This is a genomic window from Burkholderia sp. AU30198 (assembly GCF_020419825.1).
In the GTDB taxonomy this organism is placed as follows: Bacteria; Pseudomonadota; Gammaproteobacteria; order Burkholderiales; family Burkholderiaceae; genus Burkholderia.
On the sequence record NZ_JAIZSA010000014.1, the window covers coordinates 93,950 to 110,049 of the forward strand.

A 16,100-nucleotide genomic window follows, 5' to 3' on the forward strand; every position below is an offset into this window, starting at 1 on the left:
CGCCAGCCTGGGCCGACCAAGGAACGCCATGAAGCTCGAACACCCGGACCGCCTGATGAACCGCACGCCCCTCTCGCTCGCCGCGCTCGAAACGCACGATGCGTTCGCCGAACGCCACATCGGCCCCGACGCCGCCAGCCAGCAGGCCATGCTCGACACGCTCGGCTTCGCGTCGCGCGCCGCCCTGATCGACGCCGTGATCCCGGCCTCGATCCGCCGCGCCGAAACGCTGCCGCTCGGCCCGTTCGCGCAGCCGAAGAGCGAGGCCGAAGCCCTCGCCGCACTGCGGGTTCTCGCGGACAAGAACCAGGTGTTCCGCTCGTATATCGGTCAGGGTTACCACGACACGCACACGCCGGCCGTCATCCTGCGCAACGTGCTCGAAAACCCGGCGTGGTACACGGCCTACACGCCGTACCAGCCTGAAATTTCCCAGGGTCGCCTCGAGGCGCTCCTGAACTTCCAGCAGATGGTCGCCGACCTGACGGGCCTCGCGATCTCGAATGCGTCGCTGCTCGATGAAGCCACCGCCGCGGCCGAAGCGATGACGCTGTTGCAGCGCACCGGCAAGCCGGCGTCGAACGTGTTCTACGTCGCCGACGACGTGCTGCCGCAAACGCTCGAAGTGATCCGCACGCGCGCGCTGCCGGTCGGCATCGAGGTCAAGACGGGCCCGGCCGACGACGCTGCGCAATCGAACGCATTCGGCGTGCTGCTGCAGTACCCGGGCGTGAACGGCGACGTGCGCGACTACCGCGCACTCACCGAAGCGATCCACGCGGCCGGCGGCCACGTGGTCGTCGCGGCCGACCTGCTCGCGCTGACCGTGCTCACGCCGCCCGGCGACTGGGGCGCGGACGTCGCGATCGGCAACACGCAGCGCTTCGGCGTGCCGATGGGCTTCGGCGGCCCGCACGCCGCGTATCTCGCGGTGCGTGACGAATTCAAGCGCCAGATGCCGGGCCGCCTCGTCGGCGTGACGGTCGACGCGCAGGGCAAGCCCGCGCTGCGCCTCGCGCTGCAGACGCGCGAACAGCACATCCGCCGCGAGAAGGCGACGTCGAACGTGTGTACCGCGCAGGCGCTGCTCGCGATCATGGCCAGCATGTACGCGGTCTACCACGGCCCGCACGGCCTGAAGACGATCGCGCTGCGCGTGAACCGCATCGCGGCACTGCTCGGCGCCGGCGTGAAGCAGCTCGGCTTCACGACCGTCAACGACACGTTCTTCGACACGCTGACGATCGACACCGGCGCGCGCACCGCGCAGGTTCACGAATTCGCGAAGGCGAAGCGCATCAACCTGCGCCGCGTGAGCGACACGCAAGTCGGCGTGTCGGTCGACGAAACGACGACGCGCGACGACCTCGCCGATCTGCTCGCCGTGTTCGCGCAAGCCGCGGGCGGCACCGCACCGGCCGTCGACGCGCTGGACGCGGGCCTCGCCGGCGTCGCCGCGCTGCCGGCCGGCCTCGAGCGCACGAGCGCGTACCTGACGCACCACGTGTTCAACCGCCACCATTCCGAGACCGAAATGCTGCGCTACCTGCGCAGCCTGTCGGACAAGGATCTCGCGCTCGACCGCTCGATGATCCCGCTCGGCTCGTGCACGATGAAGTTGAACGCGACGTCGGAAATGCTGCCCGTCACGTGGCCCGAATTCGGCGGCATCCACCCGTTCGCACCGGCCGAACAGACCGTCGGCTATCGCGAGATGATCGACCAGCTCGAGCAGATGCTCGTCGCGGCCACCGGCTACGCGGCCGTGTCGCTGCAGCCGAACGCGGGCTCGCAGGGCGAGTACGCGGGCCTGCTGATCATCCACGCTTACCACGCATCGCGCGGCGAAGCCCATCGCGACGTGTGCCTGATCCCGGCGTCCGCCCACGGCACGAACCCGGCATCCGCGCACATGGCCGGCATGAAGGTCGTGGTCGTCGCATGCGACGCACAGGGCAACGTCGACATCGCCGATCTCAAGGCGAAGGCCGACGAGCACGCGAAGGACCTCGCGGCGATCATGATCACGTATCCGTCGACGCACGGCGTGTTCGAGCAGAACGTCCGCGAGATCTGCGAGATCGTTCATGCGCACGGCGGCCAGGTGTACGTCGACGGCGCGAACATGAACGCGATGGTCGGCCTGACCGCGCCGGGCCAGTTCGGCGGCGACGTGTCGCACCTGAACCTGCACAAGACCTTCTGCATCCCGCACGGTGGTGGCGGCCCGGGCGTCGGCCCGGTTGCAGTCGGCGCGCACCTCGCGAAGTTCCTGCCGAACCAGCGTTCGACCGGCTACACGCGCGAAGAAGACGGCATCGGCGCGGTATCGGCCGCGCCGTACGGCTCGGCGTCGATCCTGCCGATCTCGTGGATGTACATCGCGATGATGGGCGCGAAGAACCTGACCGCCGCGACGGAAACCGCGATCCTCAACGCGAACTACATCGCGAAGCGCCTCGCGCCGCACTACCCGGTGCTGTATTCGGGCCCGGGCGGGCTGGTTGCGCACGAGTGCATTCTCGACCTGCGTCCGATCAAGGAATCGAGCGGCATCAGCGTCGACGACGTCGCGAAGCGCCTGATGGACTACGGCTTCCATGCGCCGACGATGAGCTTCCCGGTGCCGGGCACGCTGATGGTCGAGCCGACCGAATCGGAATCGCAGGAAGAACTCGACCGCTTCATCGCCGCGATGATCGCGATCCGCGACGAAATCCGTGCGGTCGAGGAAGGCCGCGCCGACCGTGAGGACAACCCGCTGCGTCACGCGCCGCACACGGCGGCCGTCGTCACCGCGAACGAATGGCCGCACGCGTACTCGCGCGAGCAGGCCGCGTACCCGGTCGCGTCGCTGGGCACGAACAAGTACTGGCCGCCGGTCGGCCGCGCGGACAACGTCTATGGCGACCGCAACCTGTTCTGCTCGTGCGTGCCGATGTCGGAATACGCATAACGCACGCCAGGCCAGGAGCCGCCCGATGGTGACCACACCGCACGCAACCCGGGGTTGCGTGCGGTTTTTTTGTTCGCCGCTCGAACCGGTTCACGTTCGCCCGACAATCCGGCTAACATCACACGCGATCCAGCCAATGAAGGAGTTCCGCATGGTGCGTCCGATGTTTCCGGGCCATGGTGCAATGCAAGGGCGGCCGCGCGCGCGCCGCGTCGTGCCGATGCTTGTTGCGTCGCTGTCGTTTGCCGCTGCCGGCCTCGGCGCGGCCGGCAGCGCGCGCGCGGCGATGAATTTCTGCGCGGCGCCGGCACTGCAGGCGAGCGAGACGACACAAGCCGAGCCGGGCGTCCAGGCGCTGATCCGCAGCGTCGACGCGCGCATCGGCGAGCAGCCGAAGGCGATGGCGCGCGTACACACCGAGGGCACGCTGCCGCACGAAGGTATCTACGACCAAAGTGCGGCCGCGCTGAAGGATCTCGACCTGATGCGCGATGCTGCGCTCGCGTGGCGCGTGACGAACGCGCCGCGCTACCTGCAGCTCGTCGACCGCTTCCTGTCCGCGTGGGTCGCGACCTACCAGCCGAGCTTCAACCCGATCGACGAAACACGTTTTGAAAGCCTGATCGTCGCGTACGACATGACGGCCAGCGCGCTGCCGGTGAAGACCCGCAACGCGACGGCCGCGTTCATCGCGAAGCTCGGCGCCGGCTATGTCGCGCAGATCGACGCGCAGAAGCGCCCGCTCACCGGCACCTGGCGCAACAACTGGCAGAGCCACCGGATCAAGCTGATCGCGCTGTCAGCATTCACGCTCGGCGACCGCAAGATGATGAACGCCGCGCAGCGGCTGTTCGTCGAGCATCTTGCCGACAATATCGGCCCGGACGGCAAGACCTGGGACTTCGAGGAACGCGATGCACTGCACTACGCGGTCTACGACCTGCAGCCGCTGGTGACGGCCGCGCTCGCCGCGCGCCGCTTCAACCGCAACTGGCTGCGCGAACGGGGCGCGAACGGCGCGACGCTCGCGGTCGCGCTCGACTGGCTCGTGCCGTACGCGCTCGGCGAGAAGACGCATGAGGAATTCGTGAATTCGCCGGTGCCGTTCGACGCGAAACGCCGCGAGGCCGGCCTGCCGGGCTACACGGGGCAGTGGGACCCGAAAAACGCCACCGAACTCTTTCATCTGGCCGCGCGGCTCGACGGGCGCTATGCCCGCGTCGCGCAACAGCTTTCCCCAACGCCGCCCGCATGGCTCGCCGCGTGCCTGCCATTGCAGGCGCGCTAGCATTATTCTTAAAGCAAGGCAGGAATCAACATGGCAGTCAGCGTCTTTGACCTCTTCAAGATCGGTATCGGTCCGTCCAGCTCGCATACGGTCGGGCCGATGCGCGCGGCGCTGATGTTCGTCCAGGGCCTCGAGCGCGACGGGCAACTCGACGCCACGGCGCACGTGAAGGTCGAGCTGTACGGCTCGCTCGGCGCGACCGGCAAGGGCCACGGCACCGACCGCGGCGTGATGCTCGGCCTGCTCGGCGACGCGCCCGACACCGTCGATCCCGAAACCATCGACGCGCGGCTGGAAGACGTCCGCAAATCGAAGCAGCTCGCGCTGCTCGGCACGCATCCGGTGCCGTTCGTGCTGAAGGAGAACATCGCGTTCTACCGTCAGGCGCTGCCCGAGCATCCGAACGGCATGAAACTGCGCGCGTCCGACGCGAGCGGCAACGTGCTGGTCGAGCGCACCTACCTGTCGGTCGGCGGCGGCTTCGTCGTGACGGCCGGCGCACCGAACACGAAGGTGCTGAGCGCGGCCGAGCAGATGACGCACCCGTTCCGCACCGGTGCCGAGCTGCTCGCGCTGACTCAGTCGACCGGCAAGTCGATCGCGCAGCTGATGTGGGAAAACGAGCGTACGTGGCACACCGAGGAAGAAACGCGCGACGGCCTGCTGAAGATCTGGGCCGTGATGCAGTCGTGCGTGTCGCGCGGCTGCGGGATCGGCAACCCGGAAGCCGACGGCAACCTGCCCGGCCCGTTCCAGGTCAAGCGCCGCGCGCCGCAGCTGTACCGCACGCTGACGGGCAGCCCGGAGCGCGCGCTGCAGGATCCGCTGTCGATGATCGACTGGATCAACCTGTACGCGATCGCGGTCAACGAGGAAAACGCGGCCGGCGGCCGGGTCGTCACCGCGCCGACCAACGGCGCGGCCGGCATCATCCCGGCCGTGCTGCACTACTACACGCGCTTCACGCCCGGTGCGAACGAACAGGGCGTGATCGACTTCCTGCTCACGGCTGCCGCGATCGGCATTCTTTACAAGCTGAACGCGTCGATCTCGGGTGCGGAAGTCGGCTGCCAGGGCGAAGTGGGCGTCGCATGCTCGATGGCGGCCGGCGCGCTCGCGGCCGTGCTCGGCGGCACGCCGCAGCAGGTCGAAAACGCGGCCGAAATCGGGATGGAACACAATCTCGGCCTCACCTGCGACCCGGTCGGCGGGATGGTGCAGATCCCGTGCATCGAGCGCAACGCGATGGCGTCGGTGAAGGCGGTCAACGCGGCGCGCATGGCGCTGCGCGGCGACGGCTCGCACTACGTGTCGCTCGACTCCGTGATCAAGACGATGCGCGAGACGGGTGCCGACATGAAGACGAAGTACAAGGAAACGTCGCGCGGCGGGCTGGCGGTGAATATCGTCGAGTGCTGATGCCGCACGGGTGGCCGCGCGGGACGGATCAATCTCCCGCGTGACCGCCGGACACGGTACCCGGCATCAATCGTCCAGCCAGTTCTCCAGCCGCAATCCCGGATAACTGTCGAAATCCCGCTCGTTGTTGGTCACGAGGACAACATCGAGCGACACCGCATGAGCGGCGATCAGCTTGTCGAGGTGATCCTTCTTCCGCTCGCGGGTTGCCTCGCGGACCGGGCCGTACGCTTGCGCAGCCGCGACGTCGAACGGCGCGACCGGAATGTCGTCGATCAGCGCGGCAAGATTGCCGCGCTCCCGCGCAGGGCTCGCGCACGTCGTGACGCCGTACTCGAGCTCTGCGTACGTGATCGCCGACATCACGACGTCCCCCGTGTAGCACTGCGCAAATCGTCTCGCAACCTGCTCCGGCTGATTCTTCATCAGGTAGATGCACATGTTGGTGTCGAGCATGTAGCGCGGCATCACAAACCCTCGCGTTCGGCCTGCTCGTGGTCACCACGCCCTTCAGCCATGAAATCCGGCCCGAATTGCGCGAATTTCTCGAGGACGCGGGTCAACGGCCGCCGCGCCGGCCGAATACGGATTTCGTCGCCGATGCGCTCGATTTCCAGTTCGATATCACTGCGTTCATAGGCCAGGTCGGCAGGAATTCGCACGGCCTGCGAGTTGCCGTTCCGAAATACCCTCGTCGTATGCATGTCGCCCCCAACATCCGGATGTACCGTGGATGTACAGTATATCCGCTTGGCCGACGATGTAAATCCATGTGTGTACATGTGCGCTCACCCTGATATCGATTCGAAAGCGAACGCCGGCACGCCGTTCTGTTCATTCCGGATAGGGGCCCCATTCGCGGCGCCCACGGCAAGCGAGCCGGCTCGACATTCGTAGCGCCTGATTTTTCAGCGTCGGGGGCGCGCACACAAGCTGGCCGTTCGGCCGAACCCGAAGCGCGTGCCACGAATCCCCCCTGCGTTCCGGCACTTTTCAGCGGCCGGCGCACCGGCGCCCCGTCAACGGGCGTAAGCTGTACGTCCCGCTACCCAGGGAGACGGCAGCCCATGTCGCATTCCAAGGATCTCGAGCAGCACGCCACCACCGGCGCACGACTGCTCGTCGATGCGTTGCTCGCCAATCACGTCGAACGCGTGTTCTGCGTGCCGGGCGAGAGTTTCCTCGCCGTACTCGATGCGCTGGCGGACGACACCGCGCGCATCCAGACGGTCGTCTGCCGCCACGAGGCGGCCGCCGCGAACATGGCCGAGGCCGTCGGCAAGCTGACCGGCCGCCCCGGCATCGCGTTCGTCACGCGCGGGCCCGGCGCGACCCACGCGTCGATCGGCGTGCACACCGCGTTCCAGGATTCGACACCGATGATCCTGTTCGTCGGCCAGTGCGCACGCGAGCACCTCGACCGCGAAGCCTTCCAGGAAATCGACTACCGGCGGATGTTCGGCCAGATGGCGAAATGGGTCGCGCAGATCGACGACCCGCGCCGCATTCCCGAATACCTGAGCCATGCGTTCCACATCGCGACGTCCGGCCGTCCCGGCCCGGTCGTGCTCGCGCTGCCGGAAGACGTGCTGTCCGACGCATGCGCGCCGCAGCCCGTCGTGCCGGCCGCGAAACGCGTCGCGGCCGCGCCGTCGGCCGCGCAGGTCGACGAGCTGCGCGAGCGGCTCGCGCGCGCCGAGCGGCCGTTCGCGATCGTCGGCGGCAGCGGCTGGACGCCCGACGCGTGCGCGAACCTGCGCACCTTCGTCGAGCGCTGGCAGTTGCCGGTCGCGTGCGCGTTCCGTTACCAGGACACGATCGACAACGCGCACCCGAACTACGCGGGCGACGTCGGGCTCGGGATCAACCCCGCGCTCGCGAAGCGCATCCGCGACGCCGACCTGCTGCTCGTGATCGGGCCGCGTCTCGGCGAAGCGACGACCGCCGGCTATACGCTGCTCGACATCCCGAAGACCCGCCAGACGCTGATCCACGTGCACCAGGGCGCGGACGAGCTCGGCCGCGTGTATGCGGCCGACCTGCCGATCGTGTCCGGGATGCCCGAGATCGCCGCGCCGCTCGCCGCCCTCGAGGCGCCCGAGCACCCCGCCTGGGCCGGCACGGCCGCCGACGCGCACCGCGCGTATCGCGAATGGCATGCGCCGCTGCCGATGCCCGGCGATGTCCAGCTCGGCGACGTGATGGTGCAGTTGCGCGAGCGCCTGCCGCACGACGCGATCCTCACCAACGGCGCCGGCAACTATGCGATCTGGCTGCATCGCCACTTCGCGTACCGGCACTTCCGCTCGCAGCTCGCGCCGACCAGCGGCGCAATGGGCTACGGCGTGCCGGCCGCGCTCGCCGCGAAGTCGCTGTACCCGTCGCGTGCCGTCGTCGCGCTCGCGGGCGACGGCTGCTTCATGATGGCCGGCAACGAACTCGCGACCGCGATGCAATACGGACTGAACATCGTCGTGATCGTCGTCAACAACGGTCATTTCGGTACGATCCGCATGCATCAGGAACGCAACTATCCGGGGCGCGTGCATGGCACGGGGCTCACGAACCCCGATTTCGCCGCCTATGCGCGCGCGTTCGGCGCGCATGGCGAGACCGTCGAGCGCACCGCCGATTTCGCGCCCGCGCTCGAACGCGCACTGACCTGCGGGCTGCCCGCGCTGATCGAGATCCGCATCCCGCAGGACGCCAGCACGCCGGCCGCGACACTCGAACAGATCCGCGAACAGGGCCGCCGCGCGCGCGGCGGATGACGGTGGACACGCGCACCGTGCCGCCCGCCGTCGCGCTGTCGCATGACGACGCGCTCACGCTCCCCGGCACGCTGCTCGCACCGGACGGCACGCTCGTCGCGCCTTACGACCTCGAGCACGGCGGTGCGCGTGCCGTCGGCCACGTGCCGGCCGCGCCCGCGCGCGGCCTGCTGCACGCCGCGCACCGGCCGTTCCGGCTCGACTATGACGGCGCACGGCAGGTGCACGTGATCAACGGGATGGGCGTCACGCTCGGCGATTCGGTGATCGGGCTCACGGCCCTCGCCGCGCTGCGCGCCGCGCACCCGGGCCTGCGCTTCATGCTGTACCGGCCGGCCCGCGCGCCGCGCTATGTCGAGGCGCTGTATGCGCTCGCCGCCGACCTCGTCGCGCCGTCGCGCACGCTGCCGTACCTCGCCGACGCGCTGCCGGCGGACGCGCCGTGCATCGACGTCGGCAATCATCTGTACTGGCCCGCGTTCGCGCGGCTGCCGATGATCGATTTCTTCCTCGACGCGCTCGGCGTGGAACCCGCGTCGGTGCCGGCGTCGGCCAAGCGCAACCGCTGGCTCGCGCGGCTGCCGCTGCCTGCGTTGCCTGCGCAATGGCAGCGTCCGTACGTGCTGTTCTGCCCGACCGCGAGCACCGCGTTGCGCAGCGTGCCGCCCGCACTGCGGGCAACGTTCGTCGAGCAGCTCGCGCAGCGCTACGGATTGCCGGTGGCCGGGTTCGGGCCGGTTGCGCATCCCGCGTATCTCGACGTGAGCGTCGATGCGGCCGGCGATACGGCCCGCTTCATCGCATGGGTCAAGGGCGCCCGCCTGCTGTTCGCGCCCGACACGGCCGCGCTGCATCTCGCCGACGGTTTCGACGTGCCGACGCTCGCATGCTTCACGACGATCGGGCCGACGCTGCGCGTGCGCGACTATCCGCACTGCGTGCCGGTCGCGCTCGACGTGCCCGCCGAATTGCGCGGGCTGCATCGCAGCGAACGGCCGGCCGATCTCGCGGCGGTCGAAGCCGCCTATCGCGCGATCGACTGGGATGCGCTGGCGTGGCCCGCGCCGCGCGAAGCGGCGGCTACCGCCGAATAGGGAAACCGGGTGCGGCGGCCCGTTGCGAGGCCGAAAGCGTAGCTGCGTGTACGCGCCGCCTGAGCTGGTGTCTGAGCTGGTGTCTGAGCTGGTGTCTGAGCTGGTGTCTGAGCCGGTGTCTGAGCCGGTGTCTGAGCCGGTGTCTGAGCCGGTGTCTGAGCCTGAGCCTGAGCCTGAGCCTGAGCCTGAGCCTGAGCCTGAGCCTGAGCCTGAGCCTGAGCCAGTGCCCGTGCCCGTGCCCGTGCCTGAGCCCGTGCCTGAGCCGGTGCCTGAGCCGGTGCCTGAGCCGGTGCCTGAGCCGGTGCCTGAGCCGATGCCTGAGCCTGAGCCAGTGCCGAAGTCCGCGTCGAAGCCAGAGCCGCTTCGACTACCGTCCCGCGCTCACCCCACGGCCACCATCACCGCGCGATCGCGCAGCGTCTCCGACGGCCGCTTCCCGAACAGCCGCCGGTAATCGGTCGCGAACTGGCTGAGATGCCAGAAGCCCCATGCCTCCGCCACGTCCTGCACCGAGCCGGCCGCGCGGCCGCACAGATCGCGCCGCGCCCCGTTCAACCGCAGCGTGCGCAGGTAGGTCGCGGGCGCCATGCCGAGCACGTCCTGGAAGCAGTACTGCAGCGTGCGCCGGCTCACGTGCAACTGCTCGCACAGCTCGGGCACGCCGACCGGGCGCGTGCGGTGCGCGAGCACGTAGTCGCGTGCCTGTTCGACGATCCAGCGGCGCATCGACGGCGCACGGCCGGCAGCGTCGTCGGCCGGTTGCGCGCACACGTCGAACAATGCGGCCAGCACCTCGGCCTGCAGATCGTCGCGCTGCGCGTCGGCCAGCGGGCCGGCCATTGCCACCGCCCCGTCGAGCCGGCGGCCGAGCAGCGCGCACAGGCGCGCGAGCCGCGCATCGCCGACCTGCATCACACGCTGCGTGAACAGCCGTTCGTCGAGCGCGTGGCGCTCGACCTCCTCCGCATAGCGGCGCAACACGTCGCCGCGCACGACCACGCCGTAGATCGAGAACTGCGCGGGCGTCACCAGTTCGAATTCGACGTTGCCGGGCCGGAACGCAAGCGCGCCGGGCCCGATGCGGCACGCGTCGACGCGCGCGGTGCCGTCGCACACGAGCGGGATGCCGAACCAGTACGCATCGCCGCGCACCTCGCACGCCTGGCGCAGCAGGTGGCTCGTCGATTCGCGAAACAGCTTCATCGTGTCGAGCGGCAGCTCGGTCAGCGTGCCGACGAAGCGGCCGGCCGCGAGCTGGTCGTAGGTCTGCCGCCAGCCGATCAGGTTGCGCGCCTGCTCGTCGGCGTCATGCGCGACGCTGACGACCGCCTGCCCGGCCAGCGCATCGTCGCCCTGCGCGTTGCGCCGCGTATCTTCGGCCGTCGGTTCTTCGCTGCACGCCACGTGTTGGTCCATCGTGTCCTCCCTCACCTGCCTGGAACCGCGCCTGTCACGCAAGTCCCGTGCCGAACCGTGCGCGACCCGCGCAAAGCCCGTCATTCGACGCTGCGCGGCACGAACGCGCCATGCGGGCATGCCCGAACGCCTTGTCGCACGAACCCGCCGGTGCGGCACGCGCCGCGCCAGCGCATCCGGTACGCGTCGCCCGCCCGGCAATGCGCAGCGGCCGGCTAGCCACCGTTCGCGGGCCGCATCCGCACGACCCGCGTGCCGCAATTGCCGTACGCCTGCGCGACCGCCAGCTCGACGATCGCGCTGTCGGCCGGCCACGGCGCCGCGTCCGCCTCGGACAGATCCGTGCGCAGCGTCGCGCGCCCGTTGATCCGGTAGCGGATGCCGCGCAGGAAATCGACGAACAGCAGCCCGACACCACTGCCGTCACACTGCGCCGCATCGATCCGGCCGCCATCGCCCTCGCCATACACCGGCAGCGCGAAGCGCAGCGTCTTCGTGTCGATCACGCGCACGACCGGCAGCAGGTCGCCGTTCGCGTCGCGCCGGCTCTGCACGATGTCGCAGGTCACGCCCGCCTGCCCGCCACACGCGGTGCCGACGAACATGAACGGCTGCGTCTCGACGAACTGCCGCACGCCGATGCTCAGCCGCGTCGTCACGACGTCGCTCATCCGCTCGGCTTCGTCGGCGACGCCGAAGCGGCGATGCGCATCGAGTTCGCCCGCGTGGAACACGGGATGGCGCGGACTGGATCGGGGCGGTTCTGACATGGGGTTTGATGTCCGGCGCGCCGGCTCAAGCTGCCGCTGCGAACGGACGGCCGCCGGTATCGTTTCCGGCGCAAGCCGCGGCGATGCGCAGCCGATGCCGGGTTGCGAATGCGAATGGGCTGAAACGGCGAACCACCGGATCACCGGTCGGCCGCGCGGCACGCATCCGCGCACCATCGTCGGCCAGGCAGCCACCCTCGCCCGGCACGACACGCGTTCGACGACTCTCCGGCATCCGCCGCTTCGCCGCTCGAGACGGCGCCCCGACCGGCCGACGCATACCACCGCCGACCGGCCAGGACGCCCGTGCGCGGATCAGAAGAACCCGAGCGCCTCGGCCTGGTAGCTCACCAGCAGGCACTTCGTCTGCTGATAGTTCGACAGCGCCATCTTGTGCGTCTCGCGGCCGATCCCCGACTGCTTGTAGCCACCGAACGCCGCGTGTGCGGGGTACAGGTGATAGCAGTTGGTCCACACGCGGCCGGCCTCGACCTCGCGGCCCATCCGGTACGCACGCGTGCCGTTGCGCGTCCACACGCCGGCGCCGAGCCCGTAGAACGTGTCGTTCGCGAGTTCGATCGCGTCCTGCTCGTCCTTGAACGTCATCACCGACGCGACCGGCCCGAAGATCTCTTCCTGGAACACGCGCATCTTGTTGTTGCCGAGCAGCATCGTCGGCTTCACGTAGTAGCCCGTGCCGAGTTCCGCCGCCGGTGCCGTGCGCTCGCCGCCCGTCAGGCATTGCGCGCCTTCGTCGCGGCCGATGTCGATGTACGACAGGATCTTGTCGAGCTGCTGCTGCGACGCCTGCGCGCCGATCATCGTCTGCAGGTCGAGCGGGTGGCCGGCCTTGATGCGCTCGACGCGCGCGACGGCCTTCTCGATGAACTTCTCGTAGATCGATTCCTGGATCAGGATCCGCGACGGGCACGTGCACACTTCGCCCTGGTTCAGCGCGAACATCGCGAGCCCTTCGAGCGCCTTGTCGAGGAACGCATCGTCCTGGTCGAGCACGTCGGCGAAGAAGATGTTCGGGCTCTTGCCGCCCAGTTCGACCGTCGACGGGATCAGGTTGTCGGCCGCCGCACGCAGGATGTGCTTGCCGACCGGTGTCGAGCCCGTGAACGCGATCTTCGCGATCCGCTTGCTGGTCGCGAGCGCTTCGCCCGCTTCCTTGCCGAAGCCGTTCACGATGTTGATCGTGCCGGCCGGGAACAGGTCGCCGATCAGCTCCATCAGCACCAGCACCGACGCGGGCGTCTGCTCGGCCGGCTTCATCACCACGCAGCAGCCGGCCGCGAGCGCCGGTGCGAGCTTCCATGCGGCCATCAGCAGCGGGAAGTTCCACGGGATGATCTGGCCGACGACGCCGAGCGGCTCGTGGAAGTGGTACGCGACGGTGTTGTCGTCGATTTCGGAGATGCCGCCTTCCTGCGCGCGGATGCAGCCCGCGAAGTAGCGGAAGTGGTCGACCGCGAGCGGCAGGTCGGCCGCCATCGTCTCGCGCAGCGGCTTGCCGTTGTCGATCGTCTCGGCCACGGCCAGCAGCTTCAGGTTCTTTTCCATCCGGTCGGCGGCAGCGAGCAGCAGGTTCGCGCGCTCGGCCACCGACGTCTTGCCCCATTTGCGGCGCGCGGCATGCGCGGCGTCCAGCGCCAGCTCGATGTCGTCGGCGCCCGAGCGCGGCACGCGGCAGAACGGCTTGCCGTTGATCGGCGACACGTTCTCGAAATACTCGCCCTTCACCGGCGGAACCCACTTGCCGCCGATGTAGTTGTCGTATTGCTGACGGTACGGGTATTCGACGTCGAGGCCCAGTTGCTTCAGGTCAAACGGGTTCATACATGTCTCCTGTTCATCGTGCTTGTGTGAGTACAGCGCCGGTTGGAATTGCGCTGCCCTCGTTTACGCAACATGCGTGCCAAACAGGACGAAAGCACCGCGACCACGGCCGGCCCGCGTGCGCACCGTGCCGTGTTCACCGACGCGGCACGGCGGGTGTGCCGTTTCTGAACAGCGCGACTGCGCAGTGGCCGGTCCGGTGTTCGAAATTTCTACAGTGCGCGGGCGCGCCTGCGTGCGGATGCCGGCCGCGCCACGTGGCATGTCGCTTGCGTGCGCATCGCGCATTCCCACGCAACGGCGCGTGCGCCGACCGACGCCATGAACGACTGCGGCCCCCTGACCGACGACGCGATCGCGTTCATCCGCGAGCAGGCGTTCCTGATCGTCGCGACCGCCGACGCGGGAGGCAACAGCGACTGCTCGTACCGTGGCCGCCAGCCACGCGCGGACGGCTCGTTCGAGCCGCTCGTCGACCTGCCCGACCGCCGCACGCTCGTGCTGCCCGACTTCGCCGGCAACAACCTGTTCAACACGATCGGCAACCTGCTCGTGAATCCGGCCATCGCGCTGCTGTTCGTCGATTTCGTCCGCCAGACGACCTGGCTCGTGCAGGGCCGCGCGACGATCGACGAGGCGGCGGAAGGCCGTGCGCATCTGTGGCCGGACGCGCGGCGCTATGTGGTGGTCGAAGTGGAACGGGCGCAGGCACGGGCGGAGGTGGCGATGCCGCCGCTGGTGCTGGCGTGATGCGCGTGGCGGATCGTCAGGGTGCGAATGCAGCGATGACGTAATACGAAGGCACCCCGGCCACCGTGGCCGAAGCACCCGTGCGCGACGACGCGACGCTCAACGCCCCTGCGTCTCCGCACAAGCCGCTTCGATCCGGTTGCGCACTGGCACGTCGGCATGTGCGTGCCCGTCGGTGTCGTCGCCCGCTTCGGCAGCCACCCGCCGCCCGCCGAGAAACGCGAACACCACGCCCGCGCACAGCACCGTAACGACCGCCAACCCGATCAACAACCGATCGAACGCATGCGTGTAACTCGCGAGCAGCGCCGCATGCCCGACACCCGGCAACGCAGCCGCCGCACCCGCGAGATCGCCGGTCGCGAGCCGCGCGGCCGCACGCAGCGTCGCGTCGGGCGTGCCGGCAGCGCCTGCTGCCTGCGTCAACCCCGTCCGCGCAAGCACAGCCAGCACCGCACCGACGATCGCGAGCGCGATCCCCTCGCCGGCCACGCGCGTCGTGCTGAAGATCCCCGTTGCCATCCCCGCGCGCTCCTTCGGCACGACGCTCACCGACAGCCCGTCCATCAGCCCCCAAGGCATGCCGGCCCCGACACCGATCGCGAGCATCGGCCCGATCGCCGCGGGCCCCGCGCCGCCGCGCAGAGCGACGCCCAGCCACACGAGCCCGGCCGCCGCGACCAGGAGCCCGAGCCCCGAGATCACGCCGGCCGACAGCCAGCGCGTGAGCGTCGCCGCGACGAGCGGCACGACCAGCATCGGCGCGGAAATCGCGAGCATCAGCCAGCCGGCGTCGATCTCGCTGAAGCCGTCGATGCCGATGAAGCGCAGCGGCAGCACGACGAGCAGCACGATGTAGCAGCAGCAGGTCGACACCGGCAGCACCTGCACGCCGACGAAGCGCGCGATCCGGAACAGCGACAGGTCGAGCATCGGCCGCGCGACCCGCGTCTCGATCCTCACGAACGCGCAGGCGCCGAGCGCAGCGCCGGCCAGCAGCGCGATCACGAGGGTGTTCGACCAGCCGCGCGCGGGTGCCTCGATCACACCGAACGTGAACAGCGTCAGCGCGGCGGTGAACGCGGTCGTGCCGGGCCAGTCGAGCCCCGTCGCGTGCGGGTCGCGCGACTCGTGCATCCGCGGCAGCCCGACGCCGAGCGACAGCACGCCGGCCACCGCGCTCGTCACGAAGATCGCGCGCCAGCCGTAATGCCCGATCAGCGCGCCGGCCAGCACGGGCCCGAACGCAAGCCCGATCCCGAAGGTCGTGCCGAGCAGGCTGAACGCGCGCGTGCGCGCCGCGCCGTCGAACTCCTGCGCGAGCGCGGCCGTGCCGCCCGCGAGCGCCGCGGCCGCCGCGAGCCCCTGCGCAGCGCGCAGCAGGTCGACCGCGAGCATCGACGGCGCGAACGCGAGCGCGACCGACATCAGCGTGAAGCCGCCAACGCCGATCGCGAACAGGCGCTTGCGGCCGAACTGGTCGGCCAGCGCGCCGGCCGCCATCAGGAAGCTGCCGAACGCGAGCATGAACGCGTTGGTGATCCAGTTCATCGCGACCGTGCCGCCGTGCAGGTCGCGGCCGATCGCGGGCGTCGCGACCGCGCCGCCCGAAAACGACAGCGGCAGCGCGACGGCGGCCAGGCAGACGGCGGCCAGCACCCACGCGCGCCGACGTGCCGACTGAGCCGAAGCGGCTGAAAAAGGCTGATCCATCATCGCTCCTCGAAAAGCCGGCGCGGATGCGCCGTCAGAGCGACAGAAGATAAATCCGATTCAATCCACGAAAAACTACGC

The 16,100-nt window shown here is 69.3% G+C and carries 12 protein-coding genes; 6 read left to right on the forward strand and 6 right to left on the reverse strand.

Annotated elements, in window-relative coordinates; translation table 11 throughout:
* Nucleotides 1–28: 28 nt before the first annotated feature.
* From gcvP to LGN19_RS27185, 3 genes are all read left to right on the forward strand, one after another.
* A complete protein-coding gene (gene gcvP / locus LGN19_RS27175) occupies nucleotides 29–2,956 on the forward strand; it encodes an aminomethyl-transferring glycine dehydrogenase (protein WP_226218121.1) in 2,928 nt (975 codons plus the stop codon).
* Nucleotides 2,957–3,107: 151 nt separating this feature from the next.
* Entirely contained in the window at nucleotides 3,108–4,244 is a 1,137-nt protein-coding gene (locus tag LGN19_RS27180) for an alginate lyase family protein (RefSeq protein ID WP_122946577.1), read from the forward strand.
* Nucleotides 4,245–4,274: 30 nt separating this feature from the next.
* Nucleotides 4,275–5,663: an L-serine ammonia-lyase gene (locus tag LGN19_RS27185; RefSeq protein WP_226218123.1), complete on the forward strand. Its 1,389-nt coding sequence runs from the start codon at nucleotides 4,275–4,277 to the stop codon at nucleotides 5,661–5,663.
* A gap of 66 nt (nucleotides 5,664–5,729) precedes the next feature.
* Here the strand turns inward: LGN19_RS27185 and LGN19_RS27190 are convergent, their stop codons facing one another.
* Both LGN19_RS27190 and vapB read right to left on the reverse strand, forming a co-directional pair.
* A complete protein-coding gene (locus LGN19_RS27190; protein WP_122944106.1) occupies nucleotides 5,730–6,131 on the reverse strand; it encodes a type II toxin-antitoxin system VapC family toxin in 402 nt (133 codons plus the stop codon).
* Nucleotides 6,131–6,367, reverse strand: a complete 237-nt coding sequence (gene vapB, locus LGN19_RS27195; protein WP_122944105.1) for a type II toxin-antitoxin system VapB family antitoxin — start codon at nucleotides 6,365–6,367, stop codon at nucleotides 6,131–6,133. The genes LGN19_RS27190 and vapB overlap by 1 nt, the downstream gene beginning before the upstream one ends.
* A gap of 363 nt (nucleotides 6,368–6,730) precedes the next feature.
* Here vapB and LGN19_RS27200 point away from each other — a divergent pair, with 363 nt between their 5' ends.
* Together LGN19_RS27200 and LGN19_RS27205 are read left to right on the forward strand one after the other, a co-directional pair.
* Complete coding sequence (locus LGN19_RS27200; RefSeq protein WP_226218125.1) at nucleotides 6,731–8,434, forward strand: thiamine pyrophosphate-binding protein; 1,704 nt, start codon at nucleotides 6,731–6,733, stop codon at nucleotides 8,432–8,434.
* Nucleotides 8,431–9,528 carry an ADP-heptose--LPS heptosyltransferase gene (locus tag LGN19_RS27205; RefSeq protein ID WP_226218127.1) on the forward strand — a complete coding sequence of 366 codons (1,098 nt, stop codon included), beginning with the start codon at nucleotides 8,431–8,433 and terminating at the stop codon, nucleotides 9,526–9,528. Before LGN19_RS27200 ends, LGN19_RS27205 begins: the two co-directional genes overlap by 4 nt.
* Nucleotides 9,529–9,909: 381 nt before the next feature.
* Here LGN19_RS27205 and LGN19_RS27210 read toward each other — a convergent pair whose 3' ends face one another.
* The 3 genes from LGN19_RS27210 to LGN19_RS27220 all read right to left on the reverse strand — a co-directional run bounded on the left by LGN19_RS27210 (nucleotide 9,910) and on the right by LGN19_RS27220 (nucleotide 13,556).
* Entirely contained in the window at nucleotides 9,910–10,944 is a 1,035-nt protein-coding gene (locus LGN19_RS27210) for a helix-turn-helix domain-containing protein (protein ID WP_175222270.1), read from the reverse strand.
* Nucleotides 10,945–11,159: 215 nt separating this feature from the next.
* Nucleotides 11,160–11,714, reverse strand: a complete 555-nt coding sequence (locus tag LGN19_RS27215; RefSeq protein ID WP_226218129.1) for a hypothetical protein — start codon at nucleotides 11,712–11,714, stop codon at nucleotides 11,160–11,162.
* A 315-nt stretch (nucleotides 11,715–12,029) separates the two neighbouring features.
* Entirely contained in the window at nucleotides 12,030–13,556 is a 1,527-nt protein-coding gene (locus tag LGN19_RS27220) for an aldehyde dehydrogenase family protein (protein ID WP_122944100.1), read from the reverse strand.
* 321 nt (nucleotides 13,557–13,877) lie between these two features.
* Between LGN19_RS27220 and LGN19_RS27225 the strand changes: the two genes are divergently transcribed.
* Nucleotides 13,878–14,306 carry a pyridoxamine 5'-phosphate oxidase family protein gene (locus LGN19_RS27225; protein ID WP_226218132.1) on the forward strand — a complete coding sequence of 143 codons (429 nt, stop codon included), beginning with the start codon at nucleotides 13,878–13,880 and terminating at the stop codon, nucleotides 14,304–14,306.
* A gap of 99 nt (nucleotides 14,307–14,405) precedes the next feature.
* On the opposite strand, the gene LGN19_RS27230 is transcribed toward LGN19_RS27225, so the two are convergent.
* A complete protein-coding gene (locus tag LGN19_RS27230; protein ID WP_226218134.1) occupies nucleotides 14,406–16,019 on the reverse strand; it encodes an MFS transporter in 1,614 nt (537 codons plus the stop codon).
* Nucleotides 16,020–16,100: the final 81 nt, after the last annotated feature.